Genomic DNA, 18,963 nt, shown 5'->3' on the forward strand with positions numbered 1-18,963 from the left:
ACAGCCCCCTACATCTATAGGGATCCGTCCGTTTTGTTATTACAGAAGCTTGTTGAACAAGTCACAGGCGCGTGAAGGTCTTGATCTGGTCGTGTCAATCGGTCAGGGTTTCGTCTCAACCCCCGGAGATCTTCCGGAGGTTACCGGGGGCCGCACGAAAATACGCGCCCCCACGCGCGTAGAACCTCATGCGCAGAAGGTGTGCGCAGAGCTCATCCCCCCACATCACCACGAGGAGATCCCTCTTCATGGCATTTCACAAGCGTGCGATAGCCGTCGGCGCGGCCGCGGCAGCGATCGGCGTCACCGTCTTCACCGGCGGCCTCGCGGACGCGACCCCCGCCCAGGGCACCGTCTACGGCCTCGACGCCGAGGGCGCGGTGTCCGGCAGCTACATCGTGCTGCTCGACCAGAAGGCGAACACCGCCGCCAAGAAGGACCTGGCCAAGGAGTACGGCGGCACCTTCAAGCGGAACTACACCTCCGCGGTCAACGGCTTCTCCGTGAACGGCCTCACCGAGACGGAGGCCAAGCGGCTCGCCGCCGACACCTCGGTCGGCAAGGTCGTCCAGAACAAGAAGTTCCACATCGACGCCGCGCAGGAGAACCCGCCGTCGTGGGGCCTGGACCGCATCGACCAGGCGGAGACGGCCGGCGACGGCTCCTACACCTACCCGGACAGCGCGGGTGAGGGCGCTACCGCGTACGTCATCGACACCGGCGTCCGCATTAGCCACAAGGACTTCGGCGGCCGCGCCTCCTACGGCTTCGACGCGGTGGACAACGACGACAGCGCAGACGACGGCAACGGGCACGGCACGCACGTCGCCGGCACCATCGCGGGCAGCGCGCACGGCGTCGCCAAGAAGGCGAGGATCGTCGCCGTCCGGGTCCTCGACGACGCGGGCTCCGGCACCACCGAGCAGGTCGTCGCCGGGATCGACTGGGTGACCAGGAACCACCAGGGCCCGTCGGTCGCCAACATGTCCCTCGGCGGCGGCGTCGACGAAGCCCTCGACGCGGCCGTGCAGAAGTCGATCGCGTCGGGCGTCACCTACGCGGTCGCCGCCGGGAACGAGTCGGCGGACGCCGCCACCTCCAGCCCCGCCCGCGTCCCCGAGGCCATCACCGTCGCCTCCTCCACCAAGACCGACCAGCAGTCGAGCTTCTCCAACTTCGGCTCCGCGGTGGACATCTACGCCCCCGGCTCGGACATCACCTCCGACTGGAACACCGGCGACGACGCCACGAACACGATCTCCGGTACGTCGATGGCGACCCCGCACGTCGTCGGCGCCGCCGCCGTCTACCTCGCCGGGCATCCGGACGCGGCCCCGGCCGACGTCGCGAAGGCGCTGACCGGCGGCGCCACGCCCGACGCCATCTCGAACGCGTCCGAGGGCACCGCGAACAAGCTCCTGAAGATCGTCGAGTAGCGAGCAGTACGGGCCCCCGTGCCCGGCCGGCGGCCGCCGCGCTCACCCCCACGGAGCACGGCGGCCGCCCTATCCTGTCCCGATGGCGATCAAGCGATACGCGGCCCTGCTGCGCGGCATCAACGTCGGCGGCAACAAGAAGGTGCCGATGGCGCGGTTGCGGACCCTGGTCGAGGGGCTGGGCTGCACCGACGTCCGCACCTATCTCCAGAGCGGCAACGTGACCTTCGCCGCAGACGCCGATGCCGATGCCGATGCGGAGACGACATCGGCACGGGCCATCGAAGGAGCCCTCAGCGCGGAGTTCGGCTTCACGGTGGACGTCCTCGTACGCGAGCACGCGTACCTCAAGGCCGTCCTGGACGCGTGCCCGTTCCCCGCCGCCGAACTGCAGGGCAAGCAGCTCCACGTCACCTACTTCTCCGAGCAGCTCACCGCGGAGCGGTTCGCGGAGCTCGACCCGGCCGCGTACGCCCCGGAGGAGTTCCGGCTCGGCGACCGCGCCCTGTACCTCTACGCGCCCGACGGCCTCGGCACGTCGAAACTGGGCGACCGGCTCAGCCGTCCGGCGCTCACCAAGGGCCTGATCGCGACGAGCCGCAACTGGAACACCGTCGTCAAGCTGGTGGAGCTGACGAGCGCTCCGTGAGGTGTCGCGTTTGTTCAAGAGCGGTACGGGCGCCGGACCTTAACGTCATCGGCATGGAACAACGTATGGACACCGTGTACCCGTACCTCGTCGAGTCCGCCGCCGAGGCCGCCCGCGTCGCGGCGGGCGTCGGCCCCGGCGCGCTCGACGCCCCGTCGGGCTGCGGCGACTGGGACGTGCGCACCCTCGTCAACCACTGGGTTCTCTACAGCTCGCACGGCATGGAGCACCGGGCCCGGCGCCTCCAGCTGCCCGAGGAGCTGACCGGGCGCGACTTCACCGCCGACGCGGACTGGGCCGCGCGGTACGCCACCGCGCTCGACCGGGCCGTGGCCGCGTGGGCCGCGCCCGAGGTCTGGGACGGCGACATCGATCTCGGCTTCGCCCAGCAGCCCGCCCCCGGGGTCGCCACCCTGCTGTGGGCCGAACTCGTCCTGCACGGCTGGGACGTGGCCCGCGCCACCGGCCAGGGATTCCGGGTGCCGGACGGCGCGGCCGCGCTGCTGCTGCACGTCGTGGAGGAGAACGCCGAGATGTACCGCCGGTACGAGGGGTTCGCCGACCCGGTCGACGTGGGCGAGGGCGCCTCGGTGTACGAGCGGGCGCTCGCGCTGAGCGGCCGGAACCCCGAGGCCGTCGTCACGAGCTGACGGACCCGGTGTGCTCGCCGCGCCACGCGTCGCGGCGGGCCCGGCGCACCGCGGGGCCCATGCCCAGGCCCGCCGCGATGAACAGCACTCCGAGCACGGCCCAGCCGGCCGCCCCGTGGTCGATCGCCGTCGCGGTCACGAGGGCGGGCGCGGCCATGGTGGCGGCGGCCTGGCCCGAGTTGAAGACGCCCTGGTAGACGCCCTGGGCGCGGGCGTCCGCCAGTCCGTAGCCGACGGTCCAGCCGCCCGCCGCCGACAGGACCTCCGCCAGCACCTGCACCACCGCGCCCACCACCAGGACCATGAGCGCCCAGAGCGGCGGGAGCCCGGCCGTGCAGGCGAACACCGCGCACGCCAGCGCCAGCAGCAGCCCCGAGCGGCGCATCGCCCGTACCGCGCCCGGCAGGTCCTCCACGCCGCGCGTCGCCCGCACCTGGAGCAGCGCCACAAGGGCGCAGTTGAGGACCATGACGAGCGCGGCCGACCAGCGCGGGGCGTCCGTGTGCCGCACGATCCACAGCGGCAGCCCCACCTCCAGCAGGCTGTACTGCAGGGCCAGTACGGCGTTGAGGACCGTCACGCTCAGGTACGGCAGATCGCGCACCGCCCGCAACGGGCTCTCCACGCGCGCGTGGTCCACCGTCCGCCTCGCCGTGCCGCCCGGCAGCCGGTGCACGAGGACGCCGGAGACGACGAACGCCACCGCGTCGACGAGGATCAGCGCCGTGTACCCGGCGCGGCTGTCCGCCTGGAGCGCGAGGGCGCCGAACGCGCCGCCCGCGCCCATGCCCACATTGGTCACCATGCGCAGATGCGCCCGGCCCTCCACGCGCGTGCGCGCGGGCAGCTCGACGGCGTAGAGCGCGTTGCGCACGCCCATGCTCGCCTGGCAGAGCGCGGCGTACCCGATCGCCGTCGCCAGGAACGAGGCGTACGAGCCGATCACCGTGTACGCCGCCAGCACGACCCCGCACCCGGTCCACAGCGCGGTCAGCACGGGCCGGTACCCCCACCGGTCCGAGGCCCGGCCGGCGGGCACTGCGGCCGCGATCCCGAAGAGCCCGGCCACGGTGAGACCGACGCCGACCGAGGTGGCGCTCAGCCCGACGACGCGCGTGAAGTACAGGACGCTGACCGGGAAGAACAGACCGCGCCCGAACGCGTTGACGAGCGTGAACAGGGAGAGGCGCAGCAACAGCGGGTCGGTGGGCAGCATCCCGAGGAAACGGGTGGCCGCGGGGTCCTGCCGGGCATCGGTCGGCGAAGTGGTCATGTCCACAGCCAACCGGCCGTCCGCTTGCGGGGACATTCCTTTAGCCTGCGCCTAAAGGGTGCGCGGGTTCGCGACGCGGACGAGGGGGGAGGCCCGCAGATGATCGAATTCCGTTTCGTCGTGGGCGACCTGGCCCGTACGTCGTTCGCGTACTCGCCGCTCCAGGAGGCCGTCTACTCCCTGCGCTGCTGGCGCGACCCCGCCCGCTATCCGCACCAGCGCCCCTGGCTGCGCCGCCTCGCCCCCGCCTTCCGCCGCCAGGACACCGAGCTGCTCACCGCGCTGATCGCCCCGAGCATGTGGGTCCCGGACTTCATGACGCCGCGCCCCGAGCGCCCGCGGCCGGTCTTCGCCCAGCAGCTCACCGCGCTCGGCACCACGCCACCGCACGTCCTGGCCGCCGACTTCGGGGCCGCGTACGCCAACCACCCGATGCCGCCCGTCGTCCGTGAGGGCCTGACCGACCCCGCCGCGCTCCTCGACCGCGTCACCGGCGCCCTGGCGGCGTACTGGCACGACTGCCTCGCCCCCGACTGGTGGCCGCGCGTCCACACGATCCTCGAGTCCGACCTGGCCCACCGCGGCAAGGTCCTCGCGGAGGAGGGCGCGGGCAGCCTCTTCGCGAGCCTCGACCCGCGGCTCGACTGGAACGGTGAGGTCCTCACCCTGGTCAAGAAGCTCGACCGGCACCCCTGGCCGGAGGCCGACATACAGATCGGCGGCCGGGGCCTCGTCATCATCCCCACGATGTTCGCCCTCGGCGCACACACCAACATCGACCCGTCACTGCCCCCGATCCTCTGCTACCCGGCGCGCGGCCGGGCCACGATCTCCGAGACCCCGCCCCCGGCCACCGGCGAAGCCCTCACCCGCCTCCTGGGCGCCCCCCGCGCCCGCATCCTCCACCTCCTCCGGGAACCGGCCTCCACCACGGAACTGGCCCACCGCCTCGCCGTCACCCCGGGCGCGGTCAGCCAGCACCTGTCGGTCCTGTACGACGCGGGCCTGCTGACCCGGGCCCGGAGCGGCCGGAGCGTGCGGTATGCGCGCAGCGAGCTGGGGGAGCGGCTGTGCGGGCCGAGCTGACCGGCCCGGGCGTCAGGCCCCGATCGCGGCCAGTTCCCGTACGCACGCGTCCTGGTAGCGGCGCAGCAGCACCCGCGCCACCTCCGGTGCCGGGCCCAGCACATCCGCCAGGACATCCGCCTCGGCCGCGCCCCGTGCGATCCGGTCGGGGAGGCGGCCGGGAGCGAGGACGTACGGCGCGACCGCGACGCGTGCGCAGCCCAGGGCGCGCAGTTCGCGTACCGCGTCCTCCGTGCGGGGGAGGGAAGCGGAGGCGAACGCAGGTCGCACGGCGCACCAACCGGTGTGCCGCCACTCCCGCGCGATGTCAGCGATCACTGCGATCGCCTCCGGGTCGGAGGAGCCCGCCGAGGCCAGGACGATGCCGGTCGTGGGCTTGTCGGCCGGGGTGAGACCGGCCTCGTACAGACGGCGTTCGAGGGCCGTGAGGAGGAGCGGGGAGGGGCCGAGGACGTCCGCCTGGCGGATGCCGAGCGAGGGCGGGGCCTCGCGCAGGACCGCCGGGATGTCGGACTTGGCGTGGAAGGCGCGGGTCAGGAGGAGGGGGAGGGCGACCACGTCGCGGACGCCGTCCGCCGCCAGGGAGCCCAGGACCCCGTGCACCGACGGGACGTTGAACTCCAGGAACGCCGTCTCCACCCGTACCCCCGGCCGCTGCGCCCGCACCTCGCGCACGAGGGCGTGCACGGTCGCGGCGTGGCGCGGGTCGCGGCTGCCGTGGGCGATGACCAGGAGGACGGGTGGAGTGTGGCGCATGGGTGGCTCAGTTCCTCACGAGGAGGCCGCGACCGCGCAGGACGTGGCGCTCCAGCGGGCTGAAGATCAGCAGGTCGATGACGATACCGACGATCAGGATGAGCAGGATCGCCAGGAACACCATGGGCATGGACGAGGCGTTGCGGCCGTTCTCCAGGAGCTGGCCGAGGCCGATGCCCAGGTCGGGCGAGGACGCGATGATCTCCGCCGCCATCAGCGAGCGCCAGGAGAACGCCCAGCCCTGCTTGAGACCGGCGAGGTAGCCGGGCAGCGCCGCCGGCAGGACGATGTGCCACAGGCCGCGCACGCCCGTCGCGCCCATGGTGCGGCCCGCGCGCAGGAACAGCGGCGGCACCTGGTCGACGCCGGAGACGAGACCGTTGGCGATCGACGGGACGGCGCCGAGCAGGATCACCGCGTACATCATCGAGTTGTCCAGGCCGAGCCAGAGGACGGCCGGGGGGACCCAGGCCACCGACGGCAGCGACTGGAGCCCGGAGAGGATCGGGCCGATCGCCGCGCGCACGAACTTCACCCGCGCCACGAGCAGCCCGAGCGGGGTGCCGATGACCAGGGCGAAGAGGAAGCCGAGCAGGCCGCGCGAGACGCTCGTCCAGATGTAGCCGAGCAGTTCGCCCTTGAGCCAGGCGGTTCGCACCTCGTCCCAGACGGCGGACGGCGCGGGCAGCTTCGTCGGATCGTCGACGATCTTGAAGGAGACCAGCGCCTGCCAGATCACCAGGACGACGAGGACCGCCGTCAGGGGCGGCAGGACCTTCTCGCGGAGCGTGCGGGTGAACGGGACACGGCCGGTGTCCTGCGACTCCAGCGCGTCGAGTCCCGCCTCCAGACCCGCGAGGTCGTCCTTGCCGGGCCGCTCGTCGACCGCGGCCGTCGGTTCAGTCCTTGCCATGGCGGCGGATCTCCCCACGCAGTTGTTCGGTGATCTCGACGGAGAGCTCCGCGACCTCGGCGTCCTCGATGCGGCGCGGCTGCGGGATGTCCACCGTCCACTCGCGGGCGATCCGGCCGGGACGGGAGGAGAGGAGTACGACGCGCTCGGCGAGCCGCACCGCCTCGCGCACGTTGTGCGTGACGAAGAGGACGGAGACGTTCGTCTCGCGCCAGATCCGGGTCAGCTCGCCGTGCAGCACGTCCCGCGTGATCGCGTCGAGCGCCGCGAACGGCTCGTCCATCAGGAGCAGCCCGGCGTCCTGGGCGAGCGCCCGCGCGAGCGCCACCCGCTGGCGCATACCGCCGGACAGCTCGTGCACGCGCTTGCCGTACGCGTCCTGGAGCCGGACCAGTTCCAGCAGCTCCTCGGCGCGGGTGCGCCGTTCGTTCTTCGCCACGCCCCGCAGTTTCAGCGCGAGTTCGATGTTCTTGCCCGCGGTCAGCCACGGGAACAGGGCGTGCTCCTGGAACATCAGGGCGGGCCGCCCGTCCGTCGCGATGGCCCCCGCCGACGGCCGGTCGAGCCCGGCCACCAGGTTGAGCAGCGTCGACTTGCCGCACCCCGAGGCCCCCAGGAGGGTGACGAACTCGCCCGGCGCGACGTCGAGCGTGATGTCGTCCAGAACGAGCTGGGGGCCCGCCGGTGTGGCGAAGGACTTCGAGACGTGCTCGATCCGGGCCGCCCTGCCACCGGTCGGGGCGGCGGGGTCACCCGCCTTGGCGAGAGTCGTCGCCATAGGTCGTCACCTCCTGGGAAACCTGCTGGAATCCTGTGAACTCGGCTTGCGGGCGGGTTACTTGACGCCGAGACCGGCGTCGTCGACCTTGGCGCCGCCCTCGGCCGCGAGGACCTTGTTCAGCGGCTTCAGGTCATAGATCCCGGCCAGGTCGGGCTTGTCCAGGAGACCGGCCTTGACCGCGTGGTCCGCCTCGGAGTCGAGGGTCGCGGCCAGCGGGTCGTCGGTGAACTCGATCGACTTCCACGCCGGGTCGAGCACCTCCGCCGGCAGCGCCTTGCCGGAGTCCTTCTCCAACTGCTTGTTGGCGGCGGCCTTCGCCTCGTCGGGGTTGGCCTTGATCCACGCGTTGGTCTTCACCGAGCCGCGCAGCACGGCCTCGACGACGTCCGGGTGCTCCTTGAGGAAGGACTGCTTCACGATGATGTTCGTGATCACGAACTTCTTGTCGGGCCACAGGTCCGCCTCGTCGAGCAGCACCTTCGCACCCTCGGAGACCAGCTTCGACGCGGTCGGCTCCGGCACCCACGCGCCGTCGATGGAGCCGGACTTGTAGGCGTCCGGGGTGATCTTGTTTTCCGTGCGGACCACGGACACGTCGCCCTTGCCGGACTGCGCGTCGACCTTCCAGCCCTTCTCGGCGATCCAGTTCAGGAACGCGACGTCCTGCGTGTTGCCGAGCTGCGGGGTGGCGATCTTCTTGCCCTTGACGTCGTCCAGGGTCTTGATCTTCTTCGGATCGACGACGAGCTTCACGCCGCCGGAGGCCGAACCGCCGATGATGCGCAGCGACTTGGACTGCGACTTGGTGTAGCCGTTGATGGCGGGGGAGGGGCCGATCCAGCCGATGTCGATGGAGCCGGAGTTGAGCGCCTCGATCTCGGAGGGCCCGGCGTTGAAGACCTGGTACTTCGCCTGCGTGCCCTTGAGCTCCTTCTGGAAGAAGCCCTTCTGGTTGCCGACGAGGGCGGTGCCGTGGGTCAGGTTCCCGAAGTAGCCGATCTTGACGGTGTCCGCGGAGAGGGCCTTGCCCTTGGCGGAGACGTTCTCCGTGGAGCTGTCGTCGCTGTCCGAGCCGTAGCCGCAGGCCGTCGCGGTGAGCGCGAGGAGCGGCAGCGCGGCGACGGCGACGAGGCCGCGGCGCGTGAGGATCGATCGGTTGGCAGGCACGGGAGGTGTTCCTCTCGTCGGCCCGGCGGTCACGCGCTCAGGGCGTGGCCGGGAGGTCGGCAGGTCTTCGTCTTCGCCGCACGGCATGGTGCGCGGCGATCACTACGGCGTGGGGGGCGAGGGCGCGCGGGCAGTGCGCGTACGTCAGCACGCACATCGCCCGACCCCGCCCTGTCCGCTGCCGAGGGCGCCGCTGCCGACGCGGCCGCCCTCCTTGGCGAACGTGCCGTAGTAGTCGAAGAGGTTCATGTCAGAAGTCCCAGCCGTCCTCGTCGGCGGAGGCGCCGGTGGCGGCGTCGGCGGCAGGCTTCCCGGCGGCGGCGAACGACTCGCCCGCCATGCCCGCCGCGAGCGTCGTCCCGTCCGCCGGGTCGATCAGGAGGAACGATCCGGTGCGCCGCGAGTCCGCGTAGTCGTCGAGCGCGAGCGGCTCGGCGGTGCGCACCTTGACGCGGCCGATGTCGTTGGCGACGAGCTGCCCCGGCTCGGGGTGCTGGGAGAGGTCGTCGAGCGTGAGCCGCGACGGGATCTCCTTGACGATCGCCTTGACGGTACGGGTGGTGTGCTTGAGCAGCACCCGCTGGCCGACGGTGAGCGGCGTGTCCGCGACGTGGCAGACGGTCGCCTCGACGTCCTGCGAGGTGGCGGGCGCGTCGTCGCTCGGCACGATGAGGTCGCCGCGCGAGACGTCGATGTCGTCCTCCAGGAGGAGGGTGACCGACTGCGGCGTCCACGCCACGTCGACCTTCTGCCCCAGCAGGTCGATCCCGGCGACCTTCGACGTGCGCCCCGACGGCAGTACGGTGACGGACTCGCCGACGCGGAAGGTACCGGCCGCGATCTGGCCCGCGTAGCCCCGGTAGTCGGGGTGCTCGGGCGTCTGCGGACGGATGACGTACTGCACGGGCAGGCGCGCGTGGCAGCTGGTCAGGTCGTGGCTGACCGGCACCGTCTCCAGGTGCTCCAGGACGGTCGGGCCGCCGTACCAGTCCATGTTGGCGGAGGGCTCCACCACGTTGTCACCGGCGAGCGCCGAGATCGGGATGGCGGTGATCTCCGGGACGCCGAGGCCCGCCGCGTACGCGGTGAACTCCTCGGCGATCTTCGCGAAGACGCTCTCCTTGTAGTCGACGAGGTCCATCTTGTTGACCGCGAGGACGACGTGCGGGACGCGAAGGAGCGCGGCGACGGCGGCGTGGCGGCGGGTCTGCTCGATGACGCCGTTGCGCGCGTCGACCAGGACCACGGCGAGGTCGGCGGTGGAGGCGCCGGTCACCATGTTCCGCGTGTACTGCACGTGGCCCGGGGTGTCGGCCAGGATGAACCGGCGCCGGGGCGTCGCGAAGTAGCGGTACGCCACGTCGATCGTGATGCCCTGCTCGCGCTCGGCGCGCAGGCCGTCGGTGAGCAGCGCGAGGTCCGGCTCGGCGGCGCCGCGCGAGCGCGAGGCGAGCTCTACGGCCTCCAGCTGGTCGGTGAGGACCGACTTGGAGTCGTGCAGGAGGCGGCCCACGAGGGTGGACTTGCCGTCGTCGACGGAGCCCGCGGTGGCGAACCGCAGCAGGGTCGTGGCCGACAGGCCCGCCAGCTCTTCGGCAGCAGTGGTCGTGCTCATGGTTAGAAGTACCCCTCGCGCTTGCGGTCTTCCATCGCGGCCTCGGACATCTTGTCGTCGGCGCGCGTCGCGCCCCGCTCGGTGAGGCGGGAGACGGCGATCTCGGCGATGACCTTCTCGATGGTCGTGGCGTCCGAGTCGACGGCGCCGGTGCAGGACATGTCGCCGACGGTCCGGTAGCGCACGAGCCGCGTCTCGACGGACTCGCTCTCCTTCGGACCGCCCCACTCGCCGGCCGTCAGCCACATGCCGTTCCGGTTGAACACCGGGCGCTCGTGGGCGTAGTAGATCTCCGGCAGGTCGATGTCCTCGCGGGCGATGTACTGCCACACGTCCAGCTCGGTCCAGTTGCTCAGAGGAAAAACGCGGACGTGCTCGCCGGGCGCGTGGCGGCCGTTGTAGAGCTGCCACAGCTCGGGGCGCTGACGGCGCGGGTCCCACTGCGAGAACTCGTCGCGCAGGGAGAAGACGCGCTCCTTTGCGCGGGCCTTCTCCTCGTCGCGCCGTCCGCCGCCGAAGACCGCGTCGAACCGCTCGGCCTGGATCTTCTCCGTCAGCGGCAGCGTCTGGAGCGGGTTACGGGTCCCGTCCGGACGCTCCTTCAGCACACCCCGGTCGATGTAGTCCTGCACGGAGGCGACGTGCAGGCGCAGGCCGTGCTCGGCCACGACCCGGTCGCGGTAGGCGAGGACCTCGGGGAAGTTGTGCCCGGTGTCCACGTGCAGGAGCGAGAAGGGGATCGCCGCCGGGGCGAACGCCTTCAGCGCCAGGTGCAGCATGAGGATCGAGTCCTTGCCGCCGGAGAAGAGAATCACCGGCCGCTCGAACTCGCCCGCCACCTCGCGGAAGATGTGCACCGCCTCGGACTCCAGGGCGTCCAGGTGGCTCAGCGCGTACGGGCTGTCGGTCTCCTCGGAGACAGTCACTACGGTCGTCATGCGGCGAGACCCCTTTCGGTGAGCAGCGCGCGGAGCGCGGCCGCGGACTCCTGCACGGTCTGGTGGTGCGACTCGATGCGCAGGTCGGGCGAGTCGGGAACCTCGTACGGGTCGTCGACCCCGGTGAGCCCGGAGAGCTCGCCCGCGGCCTGCTTGGCGTAGAGCCCCTTCACGTCCCGCTCGGAGCAGACCTCCACGGGCGTGGCGACGTGCACCTCCAGGTACGCGGTGCCGCCCACCTGGTGGCGCTTGCGCACCGCCTCGCGGCTGTCGGCGTACGGGGCGATGACCGGGACGAGCGCCAACACGCCGTTACGGGCGAGGAGTTCGGCCAGGAAGCCGATGCGCTGCACGTTGGTGTGCCGGTCCTCGCGGCTGAAGCCGAGGCCCGCCGAGAGGTACTCGCGGATCTCGTCGCCGTCCAGCACCTCGACCCGGTGCCCCTCGGCGCGCAGCGTCTTCGCCAGCTCGTAGGCGATGGTGGTCTTGCCGGCGCTCGGCAGACCCGTGAGCCAGATCGTGGCTCCGGTCACTTGCTTCTCCAAGGTCTTGGTGTGCTGCGGGGGTTCGGCTGTGTCAGCCGTGTCGGCCGTCAGGTCCGTCGCCTCAGCCATGGAGGCCGCACTCGGTCTTGGCCCGGCCCGCCCAGCGTCCGGCGCGGGCGTCCTCGCCCGCCAGGAGGCGGCGGGTGCACGGGGCGCAGCCCACGGAGCCGTAGCCGTCCATCAGGAGCGGGTTGGTGAGCACGCCGTGCTCGGTCACGTAGGCGTCCACGTCGTCCTGCGTCCAGCGGGCGATCGGGGAGATCTTGACCTTCTGCCGCTTCTCGTCCCAAGCGACGACGGGCGTGTCGGCGCGGGTCGGCGACTCGTCGCGGCGCAGTCCGGTCGCCCAGGCGGCGTACTTGGTCAGCCCTTCTTGCAGGGGCCTGACCTTGCGCATCGCGCAGCACAGGTCCGGGTCGCGGTCGTGCAGCTTCGGACCGAACTCGGCGTCCTGCTCGGCGACGGTCTGCCGGGGCGTGAGCGTGATGACGTTGACGTCCATCACGGCCTCGACGGCGTCGCGGGTGCCGATGGTCTCCTCGAAGTGGTAGCCGGTGTCGAGGAAGACGACGTCGACGCCGGGCCGGGCGCGGGAGGCGAGGTGGGCGACGACCGCGTCCTCCATGGACGAGGTCACGCAGAACTCCGGGCCGAAGGTGTCGGCCGCCCACTGGAGGATCTCCAGTGCGGAGGCGCCCTCCAGGTCGCGCCCGGCCTGCTCGGCGAGCGCCTTCAGCTCTGTGGTGTCCGTCGCATCGGTGGTGCCCGTAGCGTCAGTCGTGTCCGTAGCGGCCTGAGTCGGCGTCATATCTGATCCCCTCCACCGTCGTTACGCGTCAGCCCCCGGGCGAGGAGCCCGAGGAACTTCAGCTGGAAGGCCCGATTGCATGCCCCGCATTCCCAGGCGCCGTGTTTTCCCTCGGCGGCCTCGCTGGGACGCAGGTCCTCGTCGCCGCAGTAGGGGCAGTAGAACGGGGCGGCGCGCTCGCTCATGACAGGGCCTCCTCGGAGGCGCGGGTGGTCCAGGTGGCGAACCGCTCGCCGTCCTCGCGCTCCGCCTGGAAGCGCTTGAGGACCCGCTCGATGTAGTCCGGCAGCTCGGTCGCGGTGACCTTCAGGCCGCGCACCTTGCGGCCGAACCCGGCCTCAAGGCCGAGCGCGCCGCCGAGATGGACCTGGTAGCCCTCGACCTGCTCGCCGTTCTCGTCGAGCATCAGCTGGCCCTTGAGACCGATGTCCGCGACCTGGATACGGGCGCAGGCGTTCGGGCAGCCGTTCAGGTTGATGGTGAGCGGCTCGTCGAACTCCGGGAGACGCCGCTCCAGTTCGTCGATGAGCGTGGCGCCGCGCTGCTTCGTCTCGACGATGGCGAGCTTGCAGAACTCGATGCCGGTGCAGGCCATGGTGCCGCGCCGGAACGTGGAGGGGCGGGCGGTCAGGTCGAGCGCCTCCAACCCCTCCACCAGCGAGTCGACCCGGTCCTGCTCGACGTCCAGGACGATCATCTTCTGCTCGACCGTGGTGTGGACGCGGCCGGAGCCGTGCGCCTCGGCCAGGTCGGCGATCTTGGTGAGCGTGGCGCCGTCGACGCGGCCGACGCGCGGGGCGAAGCCCACGTAGAAGCGGCCGTCCTGCTGGCGGTGGACGCCGATGTGGTCGCGCCACTGCGAGGAGGGCTGGGCGGGGGCGGGCCCGTCGGTCAGCTTGCGGCCGCCGAGGTACTCGTCCTCCAGGACCTGGCGGAACTTCTCCGGGCCCCAGTCGGCGACGAGGAACTTCAGGCGGGCCCGGTTGCGCAGGCGGCGGTAGCCGTAGTCGCGGAAGATCGAGATGACGCCCTCGTACACGTCGGGCACGTCGTCGATCGGCACCCAGGCGCCGAGCCGCACGCCCAGCTTGGGGTTGGTGGAGAGGCCGCCGCCGACCCACAGGTCGAAGCCGGGGCCGTGCTCGGGGTGGACGACGCCGACGAACGACACGTCGTTGATCTCGTGCACCACGTCCAGGAGCGGCGAGCCGGAGATGGCCGTCTTGAACTTGCGCGGCAGGTTCGAGTACGCCGGGTTGTTCAGGACGCGGCGCTTGATCTCCTCAAGGGCGGGCGTGGCGTCGATGATCTCGTCCTCGGCGATGCCCGCGACCGGTGATCCGATCATGACACGCGGGGTGTCACCGCAGGCCGTGACGGTCGAGAGCCCGACGCCCTCGAGCCGGTTCCAGATCTCGGGCACGTCCTCGATCCGGATCCAGTGGTACTGGACGTTCTGCCGGTCGGTGATGTCGGCGGTCCCGCGCGCGAACTCCTGCGAGATCTCGCCGATGACGCGCAGCTGCCGCGTGGTCAGCCGGCCGCCGTCCACGCGCACGCGCAGCATGAAGTACTCGTCGTCCAGCTCCTCCGGCTCAAGGACCGCGGTCTTGCCGCCGTCGATGCCGGGGCGGCGCTGGGTGTACAGACCCCACCAGCGCATGCGTCCACGCAGGTCGCTGGGGTCGATGGAGTCGAATCCACGCTTGGAGTAGATCGTCTCAATACGTGTCCGCACATTGAGACCGTCGTCGTCCTTCTTGACCTGCTCGTTGCCGTTGAGCGGCGTGAAGTGGCCTACGGCCCACTGGCCCTCGCCACGGTGACGGCTCACCTTGCGGCGGGGCGCGGCGGCAGCGGTCTTCTCAGGGTTGGCAGCCATGGGTGTACGTCCTTCAGGCGGGCTCAGTGCGGCTCGGTGCGGCTCTGACCGGCACACTTCGCGCTAGGGCGCGGCGGTGCGCTGGGCGTCGGGTGGAGCGGGGAAGTCGGCGGTGCTGGTTCTCTCAGCGCGCCGGACAGATGGCGCTGGACATGCGGCCGTAGTCGACGTGGCGTCGACTCACCAAGGCGGTTCCAGCTGTAGACATGACGGAAGCGTGTCACGGGACTTTGGGCCCGGTCCACCATCGTCCGCAATATGGACTCGTATGTCCCACATGCTGGTCAATGGTGGTGTCGGTCACATCGGCGGCCACCTCTTACGAGGCCGTGGGGTACGCGCCCGGCCACGGGCCCGGAGCCGCCGCGTCGGGCTCCTCACCGGTCTCCGTCCGGAACAGCCGGAAGCCGCGCCGCCGGTAGTTGGCCATCGCGTGCTCCCCGTCGAGGCTGCACGTGTGCAGCCAGACGCGCTTCGTCGGCGCGCGGCCCGGCCACCGCTCGGCCAGGTCCCAGGCCCGGGCGGCCCCCTCCGACAGCAGATGGCCGCCGATCCGCCGCCCCCGGAACGCCGGGATCAGCCCGAAGTAGACGATCTCCACGGCCCCGTCGTCCCGCGCGGCCAGCTCGACGTACCCGGCGGGCGTCCCCCTGTCGTAGGCGACCCACGTCTCGCTGCCCGGCCGCGAAAGCTGCGCCTCCCACTGGGCGTACGACCAGCCGAGCCGGTCGGTCCAGCGGATGTCACCGCCCACGGACGCGTACAGGAAACGGCTGAACTCGGGCGAGGGCACCTCCGCGCGCACGACACGGACGTCGCCGCCTTCCGGTGGGGCTGCGGGCCGCAGATCGGACGGCGCGGTCTGTTCGAGGGACCAGGTGGTGACGGTGACGGTGCTGCTGCTCATGCGGCCCATGGCATCACAGGACCCCTGGGACGTCAGTGCGCGGGTGTACGGGCCCTGCGCACCGCCGGGGCCGCCGAGTGCGGCAGCAGGTCGAGCGGGTCGTCCGGCAGCACCACCTCGACCTCCGTGTCCTCCAGGAAGCGGTACGGGCGGTGCGCCAGAAGGTTGCCGAGGTAGCGCCGCACCCGGGACATCTCGGCGCGCACCGTCACCGTCCGCGCCGGGTCCCCGAACAGGTCCTCGGCCAGGCCGGACGCGCTGCGCCCCGCACGGTGGTGCGCGAGCAGGTAGAGCAACTCGGCGTGCCGCGGGCTCAGTTCGTGCGTCCAGGAACCGGCGGCCCCCGCCACCTCCACCGACCACCGGCGCGGCCGGCTCAGGTCGAGGACGATCCGGGTCGCGCCGAGCGGCTCCGGGGCGTCGTCCACGATGAGCAGCCAGCCGCCGGGCAGCGGCGCCACCCGGCACGTGCCGAGCGCGGGGATCCAACAGCGGCCCTCCCCGAGGGACCTGGGCAGCGCGACCCGGTCGGTCGGCGGTGTACCGGTGACCGCAGCCGTCCACCCGTCGCCGTCGACCGCGAGGGCCCGGCCGTCGATCCGGGCGAGCAGCGGGGCCGCCACGGACCGCAGCCGGGCGAGTGTGCCGAGGTGCCGTTCGCGCAGCCGGGCCTCCGCGAGCTGCGCCACCGACCGCACCCAGGAGAGGGTCGCCGGGTGCATCGTCTCCAGGGGGCCGCTGATGTCGACCACGCCGATCAGCCGGCCGTCCCGCGGGTCCGTCACGGGCGCGCCCGCGCACGTCCACGAGTCGTGCGAGCCCACGAAGTGCTCGGCGGCGAACACCTGGACGGGCCGCCCGGTCACCAGGGGCGTGCCCACCCCATTGGTCCCGACGACGTCCTCGGCCCAGAGCGCGCCGACCTCGAAGCCGAACCGGTCGCCCTTGCGCAGCACGCCCGGGTGGCCCTCGCGCCACAGGACGCGGCCGTCGCCGTCGCTGATCACCATGATGTGCCGGGCGGCGTCGGCCACCGACACCAGCGCCTCGCGCAGCGCCGGCAGGACCGGGAGCAGCGGCGAGGACCGGCGCCGCTCCTCCACCTCGTCGAGGCTCAGCAGCCCCAGGCGGACGTCGTGGTCCGGGTCGACGCCGCCGCGCAGCATCCGCCGCCAGGACTCGCCGATCTCCGGTCTCGGCAGGACCGGCGGCCGCTCCCCGGCGAGCGTCGCCTCCCGCACACCCTTGAGCAGGCGCGACGCGAGGGCCGCGTCCATCGCGGTCAGCCGCGCCAGGTCGAGCGTCGTCGCGTCCTTCTTCATGCGTGCATCCTCGGTATGCGGAGCGTTACGCCTATCGTGCACCGGCCGGTCCCGGCCGGGGGCAGCCTTCATAACAACGTTGCAACCCCCTGCAACCCTGGCGAACAGCCGTACGGTGTTTGAAACTGGCACCAACGCCGCCACGGTGGCGTTCAAGCTCCTCATGGGCTTGTGGCGGGGATGGTGCCGTGTCGGCGCGGCACCATCCCCGCGTCACTTCATCCGCTGGAACGCCTCAGTCCACCGGGCGGGCCCGCTCCACGATCTCCTCGTGCGCCGGCGTGTGGGGGAGCGTGCCGAACGCGGCGCCCCCGTCCCCGCCGAGCCGCGCCGCGCAGAACGCGTCCGCGACCTCGGGCGGCGCGTACCGCACGAGCAGCGAGCCCTGGAGCACCAGAGCGATCCGCTCCACGAGACGGCGGGCCCGCGCCTCGATGCCGTCCAGGTCGCCGAGCTCGGTGAGCAGGGCCTTCACGGCGGCGTCCAGCCGGTGGTCGGCGCCGCGTGCCCGGCCCACCTCCATCAGGAACGCGTTGAACGAGGCGGGCTCGCGCTGGAGCGCCCGCAGCACGTCGAGGGCCTGGATGTTGCCCGACCCCTCCCACAGCGAGTTCAGCGGCGCTTCGCGGAGCAGGCGGGGCATGCCCGACTCCTCCACATAGCCGTTGCCGCCGAGGCACTCCAGCGCCTCCGCGACGTGGGGCGTGCAGCGCTTCGTCACCCAGTACTTGGCGGCGGGCACCGCGAGCCGCAGGAAGGCCCGCTCCTGTTCGTCACCGGCCTCCGCGTGGTCGCAGGCCGCCGCGAGGCGCAGCGCGAGCGTCGTCGCGGCCTCCGACTCCAGGGCCAGATCGGCGAGGACGTTGCGCATCAGCGGCTTGTCGACGAGCCTGCCGCCGAACGCCTCGCGGTACGAGCAGTGGTGGACGGCCTGCGCGACCGCCTGGCGCATGAGCGAGGCGGAGCTCAGGACGCAGTCGAGGCGGGTCGCCGCGACCATGTCGATGACGGTGCGCACCCCGCGCCCCTCGTCGCCGACGCGGCGCGCCCACGTACCGTCGAACTCGACCTCGGCCGACGCGTTCGAGCGGTTGCCCAGCTTGTCCTTGAGGCGCTGGATCGCGAAGGGGTTGCGTGTCCCGTCGGGGAGGACGCGCGGCACGAGGAAGCAGGTGGGTCCGTCACCGGCCCGGGCGAGGACGAGGAACCCGTCCGACATGGGCGCGGAGCAGAACCACTTGTGGCCGGTGAGGCTGTACGCCCCGTCCTCGGTGAGGGAGGTGGCGCGCGTCATGCCCGCCCGTACGTCGCTGCCACCCTGCTTCTCCGTCATCGCCATGCCGAACAGGGCGCCGGGCTTCTGGTCGGCGGGGCGCAGCTCCATGTCGTAGACGGTGGAGGTCAGCCGCGGCTCCCACTCGGCGGCGAGGTCCGGCTGCGCGCGCAGGGCGGGCACGGCGGCGTGCGTCATGGACAGGGGGCACAGGTGCCCGGCCTCCACCTGCGACCACACCAGGAACGCGGCCGCGCGCCGTACGTGCCCGCCGGGCCGGTTCCACGCCGACGTGAGCCCCGCCGAGACGCCCTTGCCGAGCAGCCGGTGCCAGGACGGATGGAAGTCGACCTCGTCGACGCGGTGCCCGAACCGGTCATGGGTCCGCAGGACGGGCGGGTACGCGTTGGCGAGCCGCCCCCACTCCTGCGCCTGCGACGAACCCGCCGCGCGCCCGAGCACGGTGAGGTCCGCGCGGGCCTCCTCCAGAACCTCCTCCGATTCCAGATGCCGCTCAAGCCCTTCCCCGAGAACCCGGTCGGCGGCGAAGACGTCGTACCCCGCGAGCGGCGGAGGCTGATTGGTCACGGTGTGCGTGCTGCCCGACATACCGGCGAACTTACCCGCCGAGCGGATCATGACGCGTACGCACGCGGCTCCGCCGGGCCGGTGGGCACGCGGCCGGGGCCATGGCCCCCGGCACCACGAAGGGGCCTCCTTCCCGAACCGTTCGACGAGGCCGGCGGGGTGCGCGTGCGCGTCGAGGACGGCGGCCGCGCTGTACGTCCCCTTCCGCGTATGGCAGGGCCGTGCCGAATTCCCGGCGGGGCCGGACGATGTGCCTCGGAACTCACCAAAAGGGCCGTGCAATTGCCCTGGCCGCCTCCGTTTGACGCACCCGCGTTAACCGGCCACCACCGGGGCCCCACCCGGCCCACAGGGTGAACGCGCAGGCCGGGGCC

18 protein-coding genes are annotated in these 18,963 nt (G+C 71.8%); 4 read left to right on the plus strand and 14 right to left on the minus strand.

The features are described from left to right. Window positions 1–248: 248 nt before the first annotated feature. From ACH4RC_RS01570 to ACH4RC_RS01580, 3 genes are all read left to right on the plus strand, one after another. Window positions 249–1,436, plus strand: coding sequence for a S8 family serine peptidase (locus ACH4RC_RS01570; RefSeq protein WP_398193683.1), 1,188 nt, complete (start codon window positions 249–251; stop codon window positions 1,434–1,436). An 82-nt stretch (window positions 1,437–1,518) separates the two neighbouring features. Continuing rightward, window positions 1,519–2,085, plus strand: a complete 567-nt coding sequence (locus ACH4RC_RS01575) for a DUF1697 domain-containing protein (RefSeq protein WP_398193686.1) — start codon at window positions 1,519–1,521, stop codon at window positions 2,083–2,085. A 53-nt stretch (window positions 2,086–2,138) separates the two neighbouring features. Next, window positions 2,139–2,735: a TIGR03086 family metal-binding protein gene (locus ACH4RC_RS01580; RefSeq protein ID WP_398193687.1), complete on the plus strand. Its 597-nt coding sequence runs from the start codon at window positions 2,139–2,141 to the stop codon at window positions 2,733–2,735. On the opposite strand, the gene ACH4RC_RS01585 is transcribed toward ACH4RC_RS01580, so the two are convergent. Further along, window positions 2,725–4,008, minus strand: coding sequence for an MFS transporter (locus tag ACH4RC_RS01585; protein WP_398193690.1), 1,284 nt, complete (start codon window positions 4,006–4,008; stop codon window positions 2,725–2,727). The genes ACH4RC_RS01580 and ACH4RC_RS01585 overlap by 11 nt on opposite strands. A gap of 99 nt (window positions 4,009–4,107) precedes the next feature. On the opposite strand from ACH4RC_RS01585, the gene ACH4RC_RS01590 reads away from it, so the two are divergent. Further along, the gene (locus tag ACH4RC_RS01590) at window positions 4,108–5,094 is read left to right on the plus strand and encodes a helix-turn-helix domain-containing protein (RefSeq protein ID WP_398193692.1); all 987 of its coding nucleotides are present in this window, start codon (window positions 4,108–4,110) and stop codon (window positions 5,092–5,094) included. Between the two features lie 12 nt (window positions 5,095–5,106). On the opposite strand, the gene ACH4RC_RS01595 is transcribed toward ACH4RC_RS01590, so the two are convergent. From ACH4RC_RS01595 to ACH4RC_RS01655, 13 genes are all read right to left on the minus strand, one after another. Then, a complete protein-coding gene (locus ACH4RC_RS01595; RefSeq protein WP_398193695.1) occupies window positions 5,107–5,850 on the minus strand; it encodes a sirohydrochlorin chelatase in 744 nt (247 codons plus the stop codon). Window positions 5,851–5,857: 7 nt separating this feature from the next. Next, a complete protein-coding gene (locus ACH4RC_RS01600) occupies window positions 5,858–6,763 on the minus strand; it encodes an ABC transporter permease (RefSeq protein ID WP_398193697.1) in 906 nt (301 codons plus the stop codon). Next, window positions 6,750–7,541 (minus strand): ABC transporter ATP-binding protein, encoded by a 792-nt coding sequence (locus ACH4RC_RS01605; RefSeq protein ID WP_398193699.1) that lies wholly within the window; start codon window positions 7,539–7,541, stop codon window positions 6,750–6,752. The genes ACH4RC_RS01600 and ACH4RC_RS01605 overlap by 14 nt, the downstream gene beginning before the upstream one ends. A gap of 57 nt (window positions 7,542–7,598) precedes the next feature. Continuing rightward, entirely contained in the window at window positions 7,599–8,711 is a 1,113-nt protein-coding gene (locus ACH4RC_RS01610; RefSeq protein ID WP_398193701.1) for an aliphatic sulfonate ABC transporter substrate-binding protein, read from the minus strand. A 250-nt stretch (window positions 8,712–8,961) separates the two neighbouring features. Next, window positions 8,962–10,326: a sulfate adenylyltransferase subunit 1 gene (locus ACH4RC_RS01615; protein WP_398193703.1), complete on the minus strand. Its 1,365-nt coding sequence runs from the start codon at window positions 10,324–10,326 to the stop codon at window positions 8,962–8,964. Window positions 10,327–10,328: 2 nt separating this feature from the next. Further along, complete coding sequence (gene cysD / locus ACH4RC_RS01620; protein ID WP_398193705.1) at window positions 10,329–11,264, minus strand: sulfate adenylyltransferase subunit CysD; 936 nt, start codon at window positions 11,262–11,264, stop codon at window positions 10,329–10,331. After that, on the minus strand, window positions 11,261–11,878 hold the full coding sequence (gene cysC, locus ACH4RC_RS01625; RefSeq protein ID WP_398193708.1) for an adenylyl-sulfate kinase: 618 nt from the start codon (window positions 11,876–11,878) through the stop codon (window positions 11,261–11,263). Before cysC ends, cysD begins: the two co-directional genes overlap by 4 nt. After that, complete coding sequence (locus ACH4RC_RS01630) at window positions 11,871–12,617, minus strand: phosphoadenylyl-sulfate reductase (RefSeq protein WP_398193710.1); 747 nt, start codon at window positions 12,615–12,617, stop codon at window positions 11,871–11,873. Before ACH4RC_RS01630 ends, cysC begins: the two co-directional genes overlap by 8 nt. Beyond that, on the minus strand, window positions 12,614–12,802 hold the full coding sequence (locus ACH4RC_RS01635) for a hypothetical protein (RefSeq protein ID WP_398193713.1): 189 nt from the start codon (window positions 12,800–12,802) through the stop codon (window positions 12,614–12,616). The genes ACH4RC_RS01630 and ACH4RC_RS01635 overlap by 4 nt, the downstream gene beginning before the upstream one ends. After that, window positions 12,799–14,499: a nitrite/sulfite reductase gene (locus tag ACH4RC_RS01640; protein WP_398193715.1), complete on the minus strand. Its 1,701-nt coding sequence runs from the start codon at window positions 14,497–14,499 to the stop codon at window positions 12,799–12,801. The genes ACH4RC_RS01635 and ACH4RC_RS01640 overlap by 4 nt, the downstream gene beginning before the upstream one ends. Window positions 14,500–14,818: 319 nt before the next feature. Then, the gene (locus ACH4RC_RS01645; protein WP_398193718.1) at window positions 14,819–15,406 is read right to left on the minus strand and encodes a GNAT family N-acetyltransferase; all 588 of its coding nucleotides are present in this window, start codon (window positions 15,404–15,406) and stop codon (window positions 14,819–14,821) included. 32 nt (window positions 15,407–15,438) lie between these two features. Next, window positions 15,439–16,728, minus strand: a complete 1,290-nt coding sequence (locus tag ACH4RC_RS01650) for a GAF domain-containing protein (RefSeq protein ID WP_398193721.1) — start codon at window positions 16,726–16,728, stop codon at window positions 15,439–15,441. A 235-nt stretch (window positions 16,729–16,963) separates the two neighbouring features. Next, window positions 16,964–18,610 (minus strand): acyl-CoA dehydrogenase family protein, encoded by a 1,647-nt coding sequence (locus ACH4RC_RS01655; protein ID WP_398193723.1) that lies wholly within the window; start codon window positions 18,608–18,610, stop codon window positions 16,964–16,966. Window positions 18,611–18,963 lie beyond the last annotated feature (353 nt).

Origin of the sequence: Streptomyces sp. NPDC016845, from assembly GCF_044332585.1 — a bacterium.
Taxonomy (GTDB): Bacteria; Actinomycetota; Actinomycetes; order Streptomycetales; family Streptomycetaceae; genus Streptomyces.

What these genes read in the sequence shown, in the direction of transcription:
- cysD (WP_398193705.1), bottom strand. Translation starts at nt 11,264, where the DNA reads ATGACGACCGTAGTGACTGTCTCCGAGGAGACCGACAGCCCGTACGCG.
- ACH4RC_RS01580 (WP_398193687.1), top strand. Translation starts at nt 2,139, where the DNA reads ATGGAACAACGTATGGACACCGTGTACCCGTACCTCGTCGAGTCCGCC.
- ACH4RC_RS01645 (WP_398193718.1), bottom strand. Translation starts at nt 15,406, where the DNA reads ATGAGCAGCAGCACCGTCACCGTCACCACCTGGTCCCTCGAACAGACC.
- ACH4RC_RS01575 (WP_398193686.1), top strand. Translation starts at nt 1,519, where the DNA reads ATGGCGATCAAGCGATACGCGGCCCTGCTGCGCGGCATCAACGTCGGC.
- ACH4RC_RS01590 (WP_398193692.1), top strand. Translation starts at nt 4,108, where the DNA reads ATGATCGAATTCCGTTTCGTCGTGGGCGACCTGGCCCGTACGTCGTTC.
- ACH4RC_RS01650 (WP_398193721.1), bottom strand. Translation starts at nt 16,728, where the DNA reads ATGAAGAAGGACGCGACGACGCTCGACCTGGCGCGGCTGACCGCGATG.
- ACH4RC_RS01600 (WP_398193697.1), bottom strand. Translation starts at nt 6,763, where the DNA reads ATGGCAAGGACTGAACCGACGGCCGCGGTCGACGAGCGGCCCGGCAAG.
- cysC (WP_398193708.1), bottom strand. Translation starts at nt 11,878, where the DNA reads ATGGCTGAGGCGACGGACCTGACGGCCGACACGGCTGACACAGCCGAA.
- ACH4RC_RS01595 (WP_398193695.1), bottom strand. Translation starts at nt 5,850, where the DNA reads ATGCGCCACACTCCACCCGTCCTCCTGGTCATCGCCCACGGCAGCCGC.
- ACH4RC_RS01655 (WP_398193723.1), bottom strand. Translation starts at nt 18,610, where the DNA reads ATGTCGGGCAGCACGCACACCGTGACCAATCAGCCTCCGCCGCTCGCG.
- ACH4RC_RS01605 (WP_398193699.1), bottom strand. Translation starts at nt 7,541, where the DNA reads ATGGCGACGACTCTCGCCAAGGCGGGTGACCCCGCCGCCCCGACCGGT.
- ACH4RC_RS01570 (WP_398193683.1), top strand. Translation starts at nt 249, where the DNA reads ATGGCATTTCACAAGCGTGCGATAGCCGTCGGCGCGGCCGCGGCAGCG.
- ACH4RC_RS01585 (WP_398193690.1), bottom strand. Translation starts at nt 4,008, where the DNA reads ATGACCACTTCGCCGACCGATGCCCGGCAGGACCCCGCGGCCACCCGT.
- ACH4RC_RS01640 (WP_398193715.1), bottom strand. Translation starts at nt 14,499, where the DNA reads ATGGCTGCCAACCCTGAGAAGACCGCTGCCGCCGCGCCCCGCCGCAAG.
- ACH4RC_RS01615 (WP_398193703.1), bottom strand. Translation starts at nt 10,326, where the DNA reads ATGAGCACGACCACTGCTGCCGAAGAGCTGGCGGGCCTGTCGGCCACG.
- ACH4RC_RS01635 (WP_398193713.1), bottom strand. Translation starts at nt 12,802, where the DNA reads ATGAGCGAGCGCGCCGCCCCGTTCTACTGCCCCTACTGCGGCGACGAG.
- ACH4RC_RS01630 (WP_398193710.1), bottom strand. Translation starts at nt 12,617, where the DNA reads ATGACGCCGACTCAGGCCGCTACGGACACGACTGACGCTACGGGCACC.